Source organism: Halalkalibacter oceani (assembly GCF_023715705.1).
GTDB classification, from domain to species: domain Bacteria; phylum Bacillota; class Bacilli; order Bacillales; family Bacillaceae_D; genus Halalkalibacter; species Halalkalibacter oceani_A.
Genome location: NZ_JAMBOS010000022.1, coordinates 16099 through 32883 on the forward strand (window position 1 = coordinate 16099; position 16785 = coordinate 32883).

32 protein-coding genes are annotated in these 16785 nt (G+C 43.8%); all 32 read right to left on the minus strand.

Annotation, left to right across the window (positions count from 1 at the left end):
• Nucleotides 1-111: 111 nt before the first annotated feature.
• A complete protein-coding gene (gene rplQ, locus M3212_RS16410) occupies nt 112-474 on the minus strand; it encodes a 50S ribosomal protein L17 (protein ID WP_251195061.1) in 363 nt (120 codons plus the stop codon).
• Between the two features lie 72 nt (nt 475-546).
• Complete coding sequence (locus M3212_RS16415) at nt 547-1491, minus strand: DNA-directed RNA polymerase subunit alpha (protein WP_251195062.1); 945 nt, start codon at nt 1489-1491, stop codon at nt 547-549.
• 162 nt (nt 1492-1653) lie between these two features.
• The gene (gene rpsK / locus M3212_RS16420; protein ID WP_251195063.1) at nt 1654-2046 is read right to left on the minus strand and encodes a 30S ribosomal protein S11; all 393 of its coding nucleotides are present in this window, start codon (nt 2044-2046) and stop codon (nt 1654-1656) included.
• Between the two features lie 20 nt (nt 2047-2066).
• Nucleotides 2067-2432: a 30S ribosomal protein S13 gene (rpsM, locus tag M3212_RS16425; protein ID WP_251195064.1), complete on the minus strand. Its 366-nt coding sequence runs from the start codon at nt 2430-2432 to the stop codon at nt 2067-2069.
• Nucleotides 2433-2454: 22 nt separating this feature from the next.
• Entirely contained in the window at nt 2455-2568 is a 114-nt protein-coding gene (gene rpmJ / locus M3212_RS16430; protein WP_003322638.1) for a 50S ribosomal protein L36, read from the minus strand.
• Nucleotides 2569-2672: 104 nt separating this feature from the next.
• Nucleotides 2673-2891 (minus strand): translation initiation factor IF-1, encoded by a 219-nt coding sequence (infA, locus tag M3212_RS16435; RefSeq protein WP_010896341.1) that lies wholly within the window; start codon nt 2889-2891, stop codon nt 2673-2675.
• Between the two features lie 4 nt (nt 2892-2895).
• Nucleotides 2896-3204, minus strand: a complete 309-nt coding sequence (locus tag M3212_RS16440) for a KOW domain-containing RNA-binding protein (RefSeq protein ID WP_251195065.1) — start codon at nt 3202-3204, stop codon at nt 2896-2898.
• Nucleotides 3205-3222: 18 nt separating this feature from the next.
• Nucleotides 3223-3969, minus strand: coding sequence for a type I methionyl aminopeptidase (gene map, locus M3212_RS16445; protein WP_251195066.1), 747 nt, complete (start codon nt 3967-3969; stop codon nt 3223-3225).
• Nucleotides 3966-4619, minus strand: coding sequence for an adenylate kinase (locus M3212_RS16450; RefSeq protein ID WP_251195067.1), 654 nt, complete (start codon nt 4617-4619; stop codon nt 3966-3968). Before M3212_RS16450 ends, map begins: the two co-directional genes overlap by 4 nt.
• A 78-nt stretch (nt 4620-4697) precedes the next feature.
• A complete protein-coding gene (gene secY, locus M3212_RS16455) occupies nt 4698-5990 on the minus strand; it encodes a preprotein translocase subunit SecY (protein ID WP_251195068.1) in 1293 nt (430 codons plus the stop codon).
• Complete coding sequence (gene rplO / locus M3212_RS16460; protein WP_251195069.1) at nt 5990-6430, minus strand: 50S ribosomal protein L15; 441 nt, start codon at nt 6428-6430, stop codon at nt 5990-5992. Before rplO ends, secY begins: the two co-directional genes overlap by 1 nt.
• A gap of 31 nt (nt 6431-6461) precedes the next feature.
• Nucleotides 6462-6650: a 50S ribosomal protein L30 gene (rpmD, locus tag M3212_RS16465; protein WP_251195070.1), complete on the minus strand. Its 189-nt coding sequence runs from the start codon at nt 6648-6650 to the stop codon at nt 6462-6464.
• 13 nt (nt 6651-6663) lie between these two features.
• Entirely contained in the window at nt 6664-7164 is a 501-nt protein-coding gene (rpsE, locus tag M3212_RS16470) for a 30S ribosomal protein S5 (RefSeq protein WP_251195071.1), read from the minus strand.
• A 21-nt stretch (nt 7165-7185) separates the two neighbouring features.
• Nucleotides 7186-7548 carry a 50S ribosomal protein L18 gene (rplR, locus tag M3212_RS16475; protein ID WP_251195072.1) on the minus strand — a complete coding sequence of 121 codons (363 nt, stop codon included), beginning with the start codon at nt 7546-7548 and terminating at the stop codon, nt 7186-7188.
• A gap of 30 nt (nt 7549-7578) precedes the next feature.
• Nucleotides 7579-8115: a 50S ribosomal protein L6 gene (rplF, locus tag M3212_RS16480; protein ID WP_251195073.1), complete on the minus strand. Its 537-nt coding sequence runs from the start codon at nt 8113-8115 to the stop codon at nt 7579-7581.
• 33 nt (nt 8116-8148) lie between these two features.
• Entirely contained in the window at nt 8149-8547 is a 399-nt protein-coding gene (gene rpsH, locus M3212_RS16485) for a 30S ribosomal protein S8 (protein ID WP_251195074.1), read from the minus strand.
• Nucleotides 8548-8576: 29 nt separating this feature from the next.
• Nucleotides 8577-8762, minus strand: coding sequence for a type Z 30S ribosomal protein S14 (locus M3212_RS16490; RefSeq protein ID WP_012957149.1), 186 nt, complete (start codon nt 8760-8762; stop codon nt 8577-8579).
• Nucleotides 8763-8786: 24 nt separating this feature from the next.
• Nucleotides 8787-9326 carry a 50S ribosomal protein L5 gene (gene rplE / locus M3212_RS16495; protein ID WP_251195075.1) on the minus strand — a complete coding sequence of 180 codons (540 nt, stop codon included), beginning with the start codon at nt 9324-9326 and terminating at the stop codon, nt 8787-8789.
• Nucleotides 9327-9352: 26 nt separating this feature from the next.
• Entirely contained in the window at nt 9353-9664 is a 312-nt protein-coding gene (gene rplX, locus M3212_RS16500) for a 50S ribosomal protein L24 (RefSeq protein WP_251195118.1), read from the minus strand.
• A 48-nt stretch (nt 9665-9712) separates the two neighbouring features.
• Nucleotides 9713-10081: a 50S ribosomal protein L14 gene (gene rplN / locus M3212_RS16505; protein ID WP_251195076.1), complete on the minus strand. Its 369-nt coding sequence runs from the start codon at nt 10079-10081 to the stop codon at nt 9713-9715.
• Between the two features lie 33 nt (nt 10082-10114).
• Nucleotides 10115-10375: a 30S ribosomal protein S17 gene (gene rpsQ, locus M3212_RS16510; RefSeq protein ID WP_251195077.1), complete on the minus strand. Its 261-nt coding sequence runs from the start codon at nt 10373-10375 to the stop codon at nt 10115-10117.
• 18 nt (nt 10376-10393) lie between these two features.
• Entirely contained in the window at nt 10394-10597 is a 204-nt protein-coding gene (gene rpmC, locus M3212_RS16515) for a 50S ribosomal protein L29 (protein ID WP_003322618.1), read from the minus strand.
• Nucleotides 10587-11021: a 50S ribosomal protein L16 gene (gene rplP / locus M3212_RS16520; RefSeq protein WP_251195078.1), complete on the minus strand. Its 435-nt coding sequence runs from the start codon at nt 11019-11021 to the stop codon at nt 10587-10589. Before rplP ends, rpmC begins: the two co-directional genes overlap by 11 nt.
• Before the next feature lie 2 nt (nt 11022-11023).
• Entirely contained in the window at nt 11024-11683 is a 660-nt protein-coding gene (rpsC, locus tag M3212_RS16525) for a 30S ribosomal protein S3 (RefSeq protein ID WP_251195079.1), read from the minus strand.
• Nucleotides 11684-11686: 3 nt separating this feature from the next.
• Nucleotides 11687-12028 carry a 50S ribosomal protein L22 gene (gene rplV / locus M3212_RS16530; protein WP_251195080.1) on the minus strand — a complete coding sequence of 114 codons (342 nt, stop codon included), beginning with the start codon at nt 12026-12028 and terminating at the stop codon, nt 11687-11689.
• A gap of 26 nt (nt 12029-12054) precedes the next feature.
• Entirely contained in the window at nt 12055-12333 is a 279-nt protein-coding gene (rpsS, locus tag M3212_RS16535) for a 30S ribosomal protein S19 (protein WP_251195081.1), read from the minus strand.
• Nucleotides 12334-12398: 65 nt separating this feature from the next.
• Nucleotides 12399-13229: a 50S ribosomal protein L2 gene (rplB, locus tag M3212_RS16540; RefSeq protein ID WP_251195082.1), complete on the minus strand. Its 831-nt coding sequence runs from the start codon at nt 13227-13229 to the stop codon at nt 12399-12401.
• Between the two features lie 26 nt (nt 13230-13255).
• Nucleotides 13256-13546, minus strand: coding sequence for a 50S ribosomal protein L23 (rplW, locus tag M3212_RS16545; protein ID WP_251195083.1), 291 nt, complete (start codon nt 13544-13546; stop codon nt 13256-13258).
• The gene (gene rplD / locus M3212_RS16550) at nt 13546-14169 is read right to left on the minus strand and encodes a 50S ribosomal protein L4 (protein WP_251195084.1); all 624 of its coding nucleotides are present in this window, start codon (nt 14167-14169) and stop codon (nt 13546-13548) included. Before rplD ends, rplW begins: the two co-directional genes overlap by 1 nt.
• Nucleotides 14170-14194: 25 nt before the next feature.
• Nucleotides 14195-14824 (minus strand): 50S ribosomal protein L3, encoded by a 630-nt coding sequence (rplC, locus tag M3212_RS16555; protein ID WP_251195085.1) that lies wholly within the window; start codon nt 14822-14824, stop codon nt 14195-14197.
• Between the two features lie 83 nt (nt 14825-14907).
• Nucleotides 14908-15216 carry a 30S ribosomal protein S10 gene (gene rpsJ / locus M3212_RS16560; protein WP_144451543.1) on the minus strand — a complete coding sequence of 103 codons (309 nt, stop codon included), beginning with the start codon at nt 15214-15216 and terminating at the stop codon, nt 14908-14910.
• A gap of 330 nt (nt 15217-15546) precedes the next feature.
• Nucleotides 15547-16737 (minus strand): elongation factor Tu, encoded by a 1191-nt coding sequence (gene tuf / locus M3212_RS16565; RefSeq protein WP_251195086.1) that lies wholly within the window; start codon nt 16735-16737, stop codon nt 15547-15549.
• Nucleotides 16738-16785: the final 48 nt, after the last annotated feature.

Sequence of the window (16785 nt, forward strand, 5' to 3'; positions counted from 1 at the left end):
CCTTTTCTAAAACCAGTGACACTGCGACAAACAAAAAAGGGCTCAGAGTCGGAGCAGGCGTGCCCAGATCTGAATTGCCCTTTGTCGTCTCATCTATTCACTCATATCTGATTATACGAGCTCAATAATCACCATTGGTGCACCGTCTCCACGACGAGGACCAACTTTAAGGATGCGAGTGTAACCACCTTGACGCTCCTCATAGCGCGCTGCGATATCAGAGAACAGCTTTTGGATTGCGTCTTGTCCAGACTCTTCATCCGCTACTTCTCGACGAATGAAAGCAGCAGCCTGACGGCGTGCGTGCAAGTCACCGCGCTTTCCAAGTGTGATCATTTTCTCAACGATAGAACGAAGCTCCTTCGCCTTAGCTTCTGTCGTTTCGATACGCTCATTGATAATAAGATCAGTCGCCAAATCACGGAATAATGCTTTACGATGCGCACTTGTGCGACCTAATTTTGCGTATGCCATGTTCATTCCCTCCTTTATAACAGTTCTATACAATCATTAGCCGATCTCAGAAACAAACTTGATCAATTTAGACTAGTCTTCTTTACGGAGGCCTAGCCCAAGCTCACCAAGCTTCTCTTGTACTTCTTCTAATGACTTCCGACCAAGGTTGCGAACCTTCATCATGTCTTCCTCTGTCTTCTGCGTCAATTCCTGGACTGTATTAATACCGGCACGCTTCAGACAATTGTAAGAACGCACAGAAAGATCGAGTTCTTCGATCGTCATTTCCAGAACCTTTTCCTTCTGATCCTCTTCTTTTTCAACCATGATTTCCGCATTCTGCGCTTGATCTGTTAATCCTACGAATATATTTAAATGCTCTGTTAAGATTTTAGCCCCTAATGAAACAGCTTCTTCAGGGCGGATGCTTCCGTCAGTCCAGACATCAAGGGTTAGTTTGTCGTAGTTGGTCACTTGACCGACGCGGGTATTCTCAACTTGATAGTTTACACGTGACACCGGCGTATAAATGGAATCAATAGGAAGAACGCCAATCGGTTGATCGTCATTCTTATTTCCTTCAGCTAAGACATATCCACGACCACGCTTTGCAGTCAGGCGCATGTGCAAACGGGCTCCCTTTGCGAGCGTAGCAATATGAAGATCTGGATTCAAGACCTCGACATCACTGTCATGAGTCAAATCATTAGCTGTTACTACACCTTCCCCCTGAACATCAATTTCAAGGGTCTTCTCTTCGTCTGAATAGATCTTAAGGGCAAGCTTCTTTAAATTCAAAATGATCGTTGTCACGTCTTCTACAACACCTTCAATTGTAGAAAATTCATGAAGAACGGAGTCAATTTGAACAGATGTCACAGCAGCACCTGGTAAAGAAGAGAGAAGAATGCGACGTAAGGAGTTTCCTAACGTGGTTCCATATCCACGCTCCAGTGGTTCCACAACAAATTTACCATACTTTGCGTCTTCACTTATCTCAACCGCTTCAATATTTGGCTTTTCGATTTCAATCATTAAACAAACCCTCCTTCAAAACGTCGAACTCCGGTAGACTGCAAGGATTGCCGACTGATCGACCAGCAGGCAAATCCCGAGCTTTTCACCTTTTTGTCAATAAGACACATCTCTTAGTCCATTATTGACAGTTTAGGGAAATCTATACAATGATTGATTCCATTACACTCTACGACGTTTTGGTGGACGGCATCCATTATGCGGAACAGGAGTAACATCTTTGATCATGTTTACTTCAAGTCCAATTGCTTGCAGGGAACGGATAGCAGCTTCACGGCCGGCACCTGGTCCTTTAACTGATACTTCAACTGTCTTCATACCATGCTCCATCGCTGTTTTTGCAGCGGACTCAGCAGCCATTTGTGCCGCGAATGGAGTTGATTTACGAGAACCTTTAAATCCTAACGCACCAGCACTTGCCCATGAAATAGCATTGCCGTGTACATCCGTAATTGTCACAATCGTATTGTTAAACGTAGAACGGATGTGAGCGATTCCGGCCTCTACATTTTTACGTTGACGACGCTTTGGACGAGTATTCGTTTTCTTAGCCATATTTTATGCGACCTCCTTTACTACTTTTTCTTGTTTGCTACTGTACGACGAGGACCTTTACGCGTACGAGCATTGTTCTTAGAATTTTGTCCACGAACAGGTAAACCACGACGGTGGCGAATGCCACGATATGAACCAATCTCAATTAGGCGCTTAATGTTAAGGGAAACTTCACGACGAAGGTCACCTTCAACCTTAAACTCTTCAATTGCTTCACGGATACGTCCTAATTCCTCTTCCGTTAGATCACGTACACGTGTATCTTCAGACACACCTGCGTTTGCCAGAACTTCAGCAGCTTTTGATTTCCCGATTCCATAGACATACGTTAGTGCAATCACTATACGCTTATCACGTGGAATATCGACACCTGCAATACGAGCCATGTGCAGAGCACCTCCTTATAAATTATCCTTGCTTTTGCTTATGTTTTGGGTTTTCACAAATGACCATAACCGTCCCTTTACGACGGATGACTTTACACTTTTCACAAATAGGCTTGACTGATGGTCTAACCTTCATTTTCGTTTACCTCCTTATAGTACGGAGTGCACTGATTAAACATGTAATCAGGTCAAAGCAAAACAATCAACGATTATCTTGCTAGTCGCTCTCGCAACGTTTTATTATTTGTATCGATATGTGATTCGTCCACGAGTCAGATCATAAGGTGATAATTCAACCGTCACCTTGTCGCCTGGCAGAATCCGAATGAAGTGCATGCGGATTTTACCGGATACGTGAGCGAGAATCTTATGACCATTTTCGAGTTCAACACGAAACATTGCATTGGGAAGGGGCTCAATGACCGTTCCTTCCACTTCAATAACATCCTCTTTCGCCATAGGTTTACTCTCCTTCCTTCAGCAAATCAGTGTGTTTTTCGAGAAAACTAGCAAGGGCATAACGTAGCTTTCCATTAGTAACACGTCCTGTTTCTATAAAGCTATTGCGAACTTCCTCAGCAATGTAATCAATAAGCTCAACATGATTGATGTTCTTTCTTTTTGAGCGGTCAACTTTGCGCTTGTCGCCATCGGCAATCCCAATAAAACGGTCATCGACCAGTTCAATGATGACACCAAACTGTCCTTGGTCACGTCCTTTGAGGATCTGTACAATTTGACCGAGCTCGGGACTCGGACCTGAGTCTTTCATGATTCCCATCACCTACATCTAAGCTTTTGTCAAGATTTCAAAACCTGATTCCGTTATTGCAATGGTATGCTCAAAGTGGGCACAATTCTTTCCGTCAACCGTCACAACTGTCCAGTCATCGGAAAGCGTGCGTACATAGCGTGACCCGGCATTGATCATTGGTTCAATCGCTAAAACCATGCCCGGTTTCAATCGCGGCCCTTTGCCAGGTGGACCGTAATGAGGAATTTGCGGGTCCTCATGCAAGTCTTGCCCAACTCCATGGCCAACATACTCGCGAACAATCGAATATCCTAATGGCTCGGCATAGGTTTGGATCGCGTGAGAAATATCTGAGAGCCTGCCGCCAGGCTTCGCTTCCTCAAGACCCTTATAGAGGGCCGTCTCCGTCACATCCAGTAACTCCTGATCCTTTGCGCTGATTTCACCAACCGCATAGGTCCAAGCAGAATCACCATGATAGCCATTATAATATGCGCCAATGTCAACGCTGATGACATCTCCGTCTTTAAGCACTCGCTTACCAGGAATGCCGTGCACCAATTCCTCATTTACTGAAGCACAGATACTGCCTGTAAATCCATTATAGCCTTTGAATGAGGGAGTTGCACCATGCGAACGAATCAACTTTTCTGCAATCTCATCCAGTTCCTTTGTTGATATGCCAGGTTGTATATGTTCCTTTAAAGCTTGATGCGTTAAGGCAACAATCTTTCCAGCTTCCCGCATGATCTCGATTTCTCGTTCCGTCTTACAAATGATCATGCACGAAGTCCTTTCAAGAGGCCATCAATATCAGCAAATACTTTGTCAATGTCTTGATCCCCATTTATATTACGCAAATAGCCTTTTTCGCTATAGAAATCAAAAAGCGGCTTTGCTTGTTTCTGGTTCACTTCAAGACGTTTCTTAACTGTTTCAGGCTTGTCGTCATCACGCTGGATTAAGTCACTGCCGTCAGTATCACATTTCCCTTCCACCTTAGGCGGATTGAAAATAACGTGGTAAGTCCGGCCAGAAGTCGGTGACACGCGACGTCCTGTCAACCGGTCCAGAAGGAGCTGCTCCGGAACATCAATATTGAGCACATAATCCAGCTTGCGCCCCATTGAGTCAAGCAGTTCTTCAAGAGCTTCCGCCTGGGCGACCGTACGTGGAAATCCATCAAGAAGAAACCCTTTTTGGCAATCATCCATCGAAAGACGTTCACGAACAATACCAATCGTCACTTCATCAGGAACAAGCTCTCCTGCATCCATAAATGACTTTGCTTTGACCCCAAGCTCTGTTTCACCCTTAATCGCTGCGCGAAACATATCACCAGTCGAAATATGAGGAATTTCATATTTCGAAACAATCCGCTCAGCTTGCGTGCCTTTCCCGGCACCAGGCAATCCCATCAAAATAAGGTTCATTCCCTAATCCCCTCCATCGTTCCGAATTAACACACAGAAGGCGAACGGGAAGATCACATACCTTCCCTGCTCCCCTTACTACTTAATAAATCCTTTATACGAACGTTTAATGAGCTGACTCTCAATTTGTTTCATCGTGTCTAATGCTACACCAACCACGATCAATAATCCAGTACCCCCAATTTGGACAGCTGGAGGTAAATCCATGAAACGAGTAAAGAAAACTGGAATTATGGAAACAGATGTTAAGAAGAGCGCCCCAACAAACGTTAACCGATAGAGGATTCGTGTTAGGTAAACCTGCGTTGTCTTACCCGGACGAATGCCTGGAATATATCCACCTTGCTTTTTAAGGTTCTCTGCCATTTGCTCTGGATTAACTTGAATAAACGTATAAAAGTACGTAAACCCAATAATTAAAAGTGCGTATACAACCATTCCCACTGGATGAGTATAATCAAACACCCTTATAATCCAAGCGGCAATCTCATTATCCGTTCCAAAAAAACCAGCTACAGTTGGCGGAAAGATAAACAGAGAAAGAGCAAAGATGACAGGAATAACCCCAGCAGCATTAACTTTCAAAGGTAAATGCGTTGATTGTCCACCAACTGGACTACGACCTACCAGACGCTTCGCATACTGAACTGGAACCTTTCTCAAGGCCTGTTGGATAAAGATAACCCCAACGATGATCGCCAACACAGCAAGCGCTAGTAAAAGGACAGTAACAATGCTTAAAAACAGCTGTTCTCCTGCACTTTCAATTTGCGTAGCGTAGATTTGGTTAACCCCGTTCGGAATCCCTGCGGCAATACCGGCAAAGATAATGATCGAGATCCCGTTTCCGACACCCTTTGCTGTGATTTGCTCACCAAGCCACATAAGAAAAGCTGTACCAGCTGTCAGCACTAAGGCGATAAACAGGTACGTAGGAATACTTGGATTTGGAATTAACCCGTCAAATATTGAGTTAAAACCAATTGACATTGCTAAAGCTTGAAAGAAACCTAAAACGATCGTTCCATAACGGGTAAACTGAGCTAATTTACGTCGTCCAGCTTCCCCCTGCTTAGCCCACTCAGCAAACTTAGGTACAACATCCATTTGTAACAACTGCACGACAATCGAAGCAGTAATGTATGGCATGATACCCATTGCGAAAATAGAGAAGTTCCCTAACGCTCCACCACCAAACGTATTTAGAAATCCAAATGCATTTGCCTGGTCCATGAAATCAAGAGCGTCACGGTTCGAACCCGGAATTGGAATAAAACTCCCGATTCGAAACACAATGAGCATAAGGAGGGTGAAGATAACCTTACGGCGTAAATCACCCACTCGCATAATGTTGGAGATCGTCCGGAACATTAAATCACCTCAGTTTTTCCGCCAGCAGCTTCGATAGCTTCTACTGCAGAAGCAGAGAACTTATGTGCCTTTACAGTCAAGCTCTTTTCAACCTTACCATTTCCAAGGATCTTAATACCGTGCTTTACGTTCTTCACTGTTCCAGTTTCAATCAGAAGTTCCGGAGTTACCTCAGTATTTTCATCGAAACGGTTTAATGTTTCAAGGTTAACCACGGTGTACTCTTTCCGAGTTGGATTTGTGAACCCGCGCTTCGGAAGACGACGGTATAACGGATTTTGACCACCCTCGAAACCAGGACGAACACCGCCACCAGAACGAGCATTTTGACCTTTATGTCCTTTACCCGCTGTTTTTCCGTTACCAGAACCAATACCGCGACCTACACGGTTACGCACTTTACGAGATCCCTCTGCAGGTTTCAACTCATGAAGTTTCATGTCGACACCTCCTCATTTATGAAATAATCAATTATGCTTCAATTTCTTTTACTGTTAAAAGGTGAGATACCTTATTTACCATACCGCGAATCGCAGCGTTATCTTCCTGAACAACAGTTTGGTGCATTTTACGCAAGCCAAGTGTCTTCACAGTAACGCGTTGGTTCTCAGGGCGTCCGATAAGACTACGAGTGAGGGTGATTTCTAATTTCTTAGCCATTTGCTTTCCCTCCTTATCCTAAAAGCTCTTCTACGGATTTGCCACGAAGTTTCGCAACCTCTTCAGCACGCTTTAAGCCTTTAAGTCCTTGCATTGTAGCACGAACCATATTGATTGGGTTGTTTGAACCCAAAGATTTAGAAAGAATATCGCCGATACCAGCCAATTCAAGCACCGCACGCACTGGTCCTCCAGCAATGATTCCTGTACCTTCTGATGCATTCTTTAGAAAAACACGTCCAGCACCAAAGTGTCCAACGATCTCATGTGGAATCGTTGTGCCGACTACTGGCACTTCAATCAGATTCTTCTTTGCATCTTCAATAGCCTTACGGATCGCTTCCGGTACTTCCTGCGCTTTACCCATACCGAATCCGACATGACCATTTTTATCGCCAACAACAACCAACGCAGCAAAGCGGAAACGACGTCCACCTTTAACGACCTTCGCTACACGGTTGACTGCTACTACTTTCTCTTCAAGTTCCAATGTATTAGGGTCAATACGACGCATTCATTTTCCCTCCTTTATTCTTTAGAATTGCAAACCAGCTTCACGTGCTGCATCTGCGAGAGTGGCTACACGGCCGTGGTATAAATATCCGCCACGGTCAAAGACCACAACTTTATGTCCATTTTCAATCGCACGTTTTGCGACGAGCTCGCCAACTAGCTTCGCTGCTTCCGTCTTTGCTACATTTTCCGCGTCAATTTCTTTATCAAGAGTTGAAGCAGATGCAAGCGTTACGCCATTTACATCATCAATCAACTGAGCATAAATGTGCTTTGACGAACGGAATACATTAAGACGAGGACGTTCAGGCGTTCCTGTGATCGTGCGACGCACATGGGCATGTCGCTTCTTACGTGCCACGTTCTTATTAGCCTTCGTAATCATTGAACGTCATTCCTTTCCGTAGGTTAGTGATTATTTACCAGTTTTACCTTCTTTACGACGAACATATTCGCCTTCATAGCGAATACCCTTGCCTTTATACGGTTCAGGTAAACGTACAGAACGAATGTTAGATGCCAATGCACCAACGCGTTCTTTATCAATTCCTTTAACAACAACTTTCGTATTAGAAGGAACTTCAATTTCCAGTCCCGCTTCAGGAACGATTTCTACTGGATGAGAGTATCCAACGTTCAGTACGAGTTTTTGACCTGACTTAGAAGCACGGTAACCGACACCGATAAGTTCAAGTGCACGCTCATATCCCTTTGTTACACCCTCAACCATGTTATTAATTAAGCTACGAGTTGTACCGTGAAGAGCACGGTGCTCCTTCTGATCCGATGGACGCTCAACTGTAACTTGACTCTCTTCAATGTTGATCTTCATTTCAGGATGAAGCTCACGCTTTAGTTCACCTTTAGGACCTTTTACCGTCAATAGCTGACCATCAAGCGTTATAGTTACTCCACCTGGAATTTCAACTGGCTTTTTACCAATTCGAGACATTCTCATACACCTCCGTTCATTTCAAGGATTCTATTACCAAACGTAAGCTAATACTTCTCCGCCGACCTGCTGGTTACGTGCATCCTTGTCTGTCATTACACCTTTTGATGTAGAAACTAACGCAATACCAAGTCCTCCAAGTACACGTGGAAGCTCGTTTGCCTTCGCGTAAACACGCAGTCCAGGCTTACTAATACGCTTAAGACCAGTGATTACACGCTCATTTGTTGAACCGTACTTAAGGAAAATACGGATCACACCTTGCTTATTATCTTCAATATATTCGTAGTCACGGATAAAGCCCTCGCGCTTTAGAATATCTGCAATTTCCTTCTTTACCTTTGAAGCAGGTAGCTCAAGCTTCTCGTGGCGAACAGTGTTCGCATTACGAATACGAGTAAGCATATCTGCAATAGGATCTGTCATGACCATTTATATTTACCTCCTTCCCGTTCTTGGGATTACCAACTAGCTTTTTTCACGCCAGGAATTTGCCCTTTATGAGCAAGTTCTCTGAAGCAAATTCTGCAAAGTTTAAACTTACGTAATACTGAATGAGGACGACCGCAACGTTCACAACGTGTATATTCTTGAACTTTATACTTTTGTGTGCGCTTTTGCTTTGCAATCATTGATTTCTTTGCCAACGTGTTCCCTCCTCTTCGATTCGATTATTTTTGGAATGGCATTCCCATTTGTGTTAAAAGTTCACGAGCCTCTTCGTCTGTCTTCGCTGTTGTGACGAGTACAACGTCCATACCACGAACTTTATCAACTTTATCGTAATCAACTTCAGGGAAAATTAACTGCTCTTTCACACCTAGTGTGTAGTTACCGCGACCGTCAAAAGCTTTCTTCGAAACACCGCGGAAGTCACGTACACGAGGTAATGAAATTGAAATTAATTTATCCAGGAAATCATACATACGCTCACCACGAAGTGTTACCTTCGCACCGATTGGCATACCTTCACGTAGTTTGAAACCTGCAATTGATTTTTTCGCCTTTGTAATAACCGGCTTTTGTCCCGTAATCTCAGTTAATTCTTCAACAGCTTTATCCAAAGCCTTTGCATTTGAAACAGCGTCACCTACACCCATGTTCACAACAATCTTCTCGAGTTTAGGAACCGCCATGACAGATGAATAGTTGAACTTCTCAACCAAAGAAGGAACGATTTCACTTGTATACTTCTCTTTTAAACGATTCATACGATTGACCTCCTTTCACACTCTGACTACTTATCTAACGCTTCGCCAGACTTCTTAGCAATACGTACCTTTTTTCCGTTCTCCACTTTATAACCTACACGAGTAGGTTCACCAGACTTAGGGTCGATAGGCATAACGTTTGAAGAATGAATTGGCGCTTCTTGATTTAAAATTCCGCCTTGCGGGTTATCTTGAGAAGGCTTGGCGTGTTTTTTCACGATATTCACACCTTCAACAAGGACACGGTTCTTCTTAGGGAACGCTTCAAGGATCACGCCTTGTTTACCTTTGTCTTTTCCAGAGATGACCTTTACAGTGTCACCTTTTTTGACATGCATCTTCGCCATGTTCGCACCTCCTTGACAGGGCCTTTCAATAATCTTCTATTAAAGAACTTCCGGAGCAAGTGATACAATCTTCATGAATTGATTATCACGAAGCTCACGTGCTACTGGTCCAAAAATACGAGTACCACGAGGGCTCTTGTCGTCACGGATAATAACCGCCGCATTTTCATCAAACTTGATGTATGAGCCGTCATTGCGACGAGCACCGCTCTTTGTACGGACGATAACTGCTTTAACAACGTCACCCTTCTTGACAACGCCCCCTGGTGTTGCTTGTTTCACCGAGCAAACAATTACATCACCAATATTAGCAGTTTTACGACCAGAACCACCTAAAACTTTAATACAAAGCACTTCACGCGCTCCAGAGTTATCAGCAACTTTTAAACGGGATTCTTGTTGAATCATTCGGACTTACCTCCCTTCAACACAAGGATTCTATTAGATGATTACCGCTTCTTCCACAATTTCGATCAAGCGGAAACGTTTATCTTTTGAAAGCGGACGAGTTTCCATAATTTCTACGATATCGCCAATCTTCGCTTTGTTCTCTTCATCATGCGCTTTGAACTTCTTAGAGTACTTTACGCGCTTACCGTAGAGGCGATCTTTCTTATAAGTTTCGACAAGAACAGTGATTGTCTTATCCATCTTATCAGAAACAACGCGTCCTCTGTAGACCTTACGATGGTTGCGTTCCATTTAAGCAAACCTCCTTTTTTAGCCGTTGTTAATTCCAAGCTCACGTTCACGCAAAACTGTCTTTGCACGAGCAATTGCTTTACGAACTTCACGAATGCGGGCCGGATTATCCAATTGACCAGTCGCTAATTGAAAGCGAAGGTTGAATAACTCTTCTTTCAATGACTTTGTCTTTTGCTCAATTTCAGCAGTGGTTAAGTTACGAATATCATTAGCTTTCATTTGCGTCACCACCCACTTCATCGCGTTTTACGAACTTACATTTAACCGGTAATTTATGAGAAGCAAGACGTAACGCTTCACGAGCAACCTCTTCAGAAACACCAGCAATTTCAAACATAATCTTACCAGGCTTGACAACAGCTACCCATCCTTCAGGAGCACCTTTACCAGAACCCATTCGAACCTCTAGAGGCTTTGCAGTGTACGGCTTAGAAGGGAAAATCTTGATCCAAACCTTACCACCACGCTTCATATAACGAGTCATTGCAATACGAGCCGCTTCAATCTGACGGTTCGTAATCCAAGATGCATCAAGAGCTTGTAAGCCATATTCACCGAAATGAACTTCAGTACCGCCTTTTGCACGTCCGCGCATGTTTCCACGGTGCTCACGACGATATTTAACACGTTTTGGCATTAACATGATTAGTTGCCTCCTTCCTCTTTGTTCGTTCCTTTCGTTGGAAGGACTTCACCACGATAAATCCAGATCTTAACACCTAACTTACCGTATGTTGTATCAGCTTCAGCTGTACCGTAGTCAATATCAGCACGAAGTGTGTGAAGTGGAACAGTTCCTTCATTGTAGTGTTCAGCACGAGCGATATCAGCGCCACCAAGACGACCTGATACTTGAGTTTTGATACCCTTGGCACCAGCACGCATTGTGCGTTGGATTGCCTGCTTCATAGCACGACGGAATGAAATACGATTTTCTAATTGGCGTGCAATATTTTCTGCAACAAGCTTAGCATCAAGGTCAGCTTGCTTAATTTCAAAAATATTAATGTGTACACGCTTGCCAGTTAAATCATTAAGGGCTTTACGCAACGCTTCAACTTCCGAACCGCCTTTTCCGATCACCATACCTGGCTTAGCAGTAGAAATTGTAATGTTTACGCGGTTAGCCGCACGTTCGATTTCTACTTTTGACACAGATGCGTCTTTTAAACGTTTTTCGATGTACTCACGAATTTTGATGTCTTCGTGTAGTAAATCTGCATAATCTTTATCAGCGAACCATTTTGACTCCCAGTCACGAATGACACCAACTCGAAGTCCGACAGGGTTGATTTTTTGACCCACGCGTTATCCCTCCTTCTTTTCAGTTACCACTAGTGTAATGTGGCTAGTACGTTTGTTGATACGACTCGCACGTCCCATCGCACGTGGACGGAAACGTTTAAGTGTAATACCTTCATCTACGTACGCTTCACTAATTACAAGATTGTTTGGCTCCATTTCATAGTTGTGCTCCGCATTCGCAATTGCAGAATTCAAAAGCTTTTCTACAACAGGAGAAGCAGCTTTCGGAGTGTGACGAAGAATCGCAATCGCCTCACCAACCTGCTTACCACGAATCAAGTCAACAACTAGACGTACTTTGCGAGGAGCAATACGTACTTGTTTTGCTACGGCTTTAGCTTGCATGGGATTGACCTCCTCTCTACCTTACATTAACGTCTTGTTTTCTTATCATCAGCTGCGTGACCTTTGTACGTACGAGTTGGCGCAAACTCACCAAGCTTATGACCAACCATGTCCTCAGATACGTAAACAGGCACGTGCTTGCGGCCATCATAAACAGCGATTGTATGACCGATAAACTCAGGGAAAATCGTTGAACGACGAGACCAAGTCTTAATGACTCTCTTATCATCCTTTTCATTCATTGCTTCGACTTTCTTCATTAAATGACCATCGACAAAAGGTCCCTTTTTCAAACTACGACCCATGAGAAAACCTCCCTTCGTGATTAGCGCTACGGTTCTAACTATTTAGAACCGCAGGTTAATCCCGTTTATTTTTTACGACGACGTACAATATACTTATCAGACGCCTTGTTCTTCTTACGAGTTTTGTAACCAAGAGTTGGTTTACCCCAAGGAGACATTGGTGACTTACGTCCGATAGGAGCTTTACCTTCACCACCACCGTGTGGGTGATCGTTCGGGTTCATAACAGATCCACGAACAGTAGGACGCTTGCCTAACCAACGTGAACGACCTGCCTTACCAATGTTTACAAGCTCATGCTCAAGGTTTCCAACTTGACCGATTGTTGCGCGGCATGTTGAAAGAATGTAACGAGTTTCGCCGGATTTCAGACGCACTAATACATAGTCGCCTTCCTTACCAAGCAACTGGGCTTGCGCTCCAGCAGAACGGGCAATCTGTCCACCCTTGCCAGGCTTCAGTTCAATGTTATGAATTACAGTACCGACAGGGATGTTTTGAAGTGGTAATGCATTCCCTACTTTAATATCGGCATTCGGTCCAGACTCGATCGTTGTACCGACTGTAAGACCTTTCGGTGCAAGAATATAGCGCTTTTCACCATCTGCATAGTTAATTAGTGCGATATTTGCTGAACGGTTTGGATCATATTCGATCGTAGCAACGCGTCCTGGAATTCCATCTTTTGTGCGCTTAAAGTCAATCACACGGTATTGACGCTTATGTCCGCCACCCTGGTGACGTACAGTTAGTTTACCCTGGTTGTTACGTCCGCCTTTTTTGTGTAAAGGGGCAAGCAACGACTTTTCCGGTTTATCCGTTGTGATTTCTGCGAAATCTAGCACAGACATGCCACGACGGCCGGCACTGGTTGGTTTATACTTCTTAATCGCCATATTAGTTCCCTCCTTCTCTAATAGGTTTAAACACCTTCAAAGAATTCAAGTTCTTTGCTGTCAGGTGTTAAGGTAACAATCGCCTTCTTGCGACGAGCTGTAAAGCCTGTGTAACGGCCAAAACGCTTTGACTTACCTTTATAATTCATTGTGTTTACTTTTTCTACTTTCACTTCAAAGATCTCTTCAATCGCATCTTTGATTTGTGTTTTGTTTGCACGAACGTCTACTTCGAACGTATACTTCTTATCACCCATTAGGTCAGTTGAACGTTCAGTAATCACGGGGCGCTTAATGATATCACGAGCGTTTGACATTATGCAAGCACCTCCTCTACCTTTTCAACGGCCTCTTTCGTGATGACTAGCTTATCATGCTTAAGTACATCGAGTACGCTAACGCCGTCTGCTGTAACAAATGTCACACCAGGCAGATTGCGCGCGGAAAGAGCAACCGCTTCGTTATAGTCAGCTGTTACAACCAGCGCTTTGCTATCTACAGAAAGACCAGCAAGAACAGCAGCCATTTCCTTTGTCTTCGGTGCGTCAAGTGCTAAGTTCTCAAGCACAACAATTTCCTCCGCCTGTACCTTTGATGATAGAGCGGATTTGATTGCCAAGCGGCGAACTTTTTTAGGCAGCTTGTAGCTGTAGCTGCGAGGTGTTGGTCCGAATACGACTCCACCACCTACCCATTGCGGTGAACGGATTGAGCCTTGACGAGCACGGCCTGTTCCCTTTTGGCGCCATGGCTTACGACCACCACCACGAACTTCAGAGCGTCCTTTTGTTTTATGTGTGCCCTGGCGTAATGAAGCCTGCTGCATCACGACAGCTTCGTGAAGCACACTTTCGTTTGGTTCAATTCCAAAAACCGATTCTGCTAACTCGATATCTCCTACTTGTGAACCTGATTGGTTAAATAATGCTACTTTCGGCATGATGTGTCCTCCTTTCTTTCAATCTTTATTTTACTTTGATCGCGCTTTGTACAGACACATAGCTCTTTTTAGCTCCAGGAACATTCCCTTTTACTAATAGAAGATTACGTTCTGCATCGACTTTTACGATCTCAAGATTTTGAACTGTAACTGTTTCTCCACCCATACGTCCTGGAAGCAATTTTCCTTTGAATACACGGTTTGGAGCTACAGGTCCCATTGAACCTGGGCGACGGTGATAACGGGAACCATGTGACATCGGGCCACGAGATTGGTTGTGGCGCTTAATTGCACCCTGGAAACCTTTCCCTTTTGATGTTCCTGTTACATCTACTACATCGCCAGCAGCGAAAGTATCTACCTTAACTTCTTGACCAACTTCAAATTCGTCAAGATTTACGTTACGGATTTCCTTGATGAAGCGCTTAGGGGCCGTGTTTGCTTTTGCAGCATGGCCTTGAGCTGGTTTGTTTGCATTTGCCTTCTTTTGGTCAGCAAAACCAATTTGGATTGCTTCATAACCATCCGATTCAACAGTTTTCTTTTGAAGAACGACATTCGGTTCAGCCTCGATTACTGTTACAGGGATGACTTCACCATTTTCAGCGAAGACTTGAGTCATACCAATTTTTCTACCTAAGATTCCTTTGGACATCCGTTACACCTCCTAGTATAATTTCATATTTTGTTTGCCATTTTCATATCATAATTAAATGAAGAATCTTTCTTCATTATGGATTAAAGTTTGATTTCGATATCGACGCCTGATGGTAAATCCAAACGCATTAATGCATCCACAGTTTGTGGTGTTGGATTGACAATATCAATCAAGCGCTTGTGTGTACGCATTTCAAACTGCTCACGAGAATCTTTGTACTTGTGAACCGCACGTAAAATTGTATAGACGGATTTTTCAGTTGGAAGCGGGATTGGACCCGAAACACTTGCACCTGAACGTTTTGCCGTATCAACAATTTTCTCTGCAGATTGATCAAGGACTCTGTGATCATAAGCTTTTAAACGAATGCGAATCTTTTGCTTTGCCATTATAGCCCCTCCTTTATCGTCCATTTTTAGAAACAGACATACTCCGCGAAAATTTCCTACACCGTGCCATGGCAAAGGGGCCTGGTGTGTCAGCAACCTTTCGCATCATCGCTGTCAATGACTAACATTCAACATTATACTGATACATTGCCAGCAATGCAAGTTTAATGCCTATCTTAGCCACACTCATACTATTATATAGATATCCATTACGGATTTCAAGCCTTTTTTGCCGTTGAGTAAAATTTCAACAAAATACCAGCCAAGACGCACTAACTTGCAAAAAAAGAAGAGGCTGCCACCGGGACAGCCTCTTACTGTTAAAACGAATTACTTTTGGATTGAAGCAACAACGCCGGCACCTACAGTACGTCCACCCTCACGGATAGAGAACTTAGTACCTTCTTCGATCGCGATTGGCGCAATAAGCTCAACCGTCATTTCGATGTTGTCACCAGGCATTACCATCTCAACGCCTTCTGGAAGCTGAACGATTCCAGTTACGTCAGTTGTACGGAAGTAGAACTGAGGACGGTAGTTTGAGAAGAATGGAGTGTGACGTCCACCTTCTTCTTTAGAAAGAACATAAACTTCAGCTTTGAAGTTAGTGTGTGGAGTGATTGTACCTGGCTTAGCAAGTACTTGTCCGCGCTGAACTTCATCACGAGCTACCCCACGAAGTAATGCACCAATGTTGTCGCCAGCTTCTGCATAGTCAAGAAGCTTACGGAACATTTCTACTCCAGTACAAGTTGTAGACTTAGGCTCTTCAGTGATACCGATGATTTCAATTGTATCACCAACGTTTAATTGACCACGCTCAACACGGCCAGTAGCAACTGTACCACGACCAGTGATTGAGAATACATCCTCAACTGGCATCATGAATGGCTTTTCTTTATCGCGCTCTGGAGTTGGGATATAGCTGTCAACTGCATCCATTAGCTCGATGATTTTTTCTTCCCAAGCAGCGTCTCCTTCAAGAGCTTTAAGAGCAGAACCTTGGATAACAGGTACATCATCACCAGGGAAGTCATACTCAGATAGAAGATCACGAACTTCCATTTCTACTAGCTCAAGAAGCTCTTCATCGTCAACCATGTCACACTTGTTTAAGAATACAACAAGGTAAGGTACACCTACTTGGCGAGACAATAGGATGTGCTCACGAGTTTGTGGCATAGGACCATCAGCAGCAGATACTACTAGAATTCCGCCGTCCATTTGCGCAGCACCAGTGATCATGTTCTTAACGTAGTCAGCGTGTCCTGGGCAGTCTACGTGTGCGTAGTGGCGAGAATCAGTTTCGTACTCAACGTGTGCAGTTGAGATTGTAATTCCACGCTCGCGCTCTTCCGGAGCACCGTCAATTGCGTCATACGCCATTGCAGTACCTTTACCAGAACGCTTAGCAAGTACAGTTGTAATTGCAGCTGTTAACGTTGTTTTACCATGGTCAACGTGTCCAATTGTACCAATATTGGCATGTGTTTTGGAGCGGTCAAATTTTTCCTTAGCCATGATTCATTTCCTCCCTTAATTGAACAAAATTAATTGAATTTTTATGGG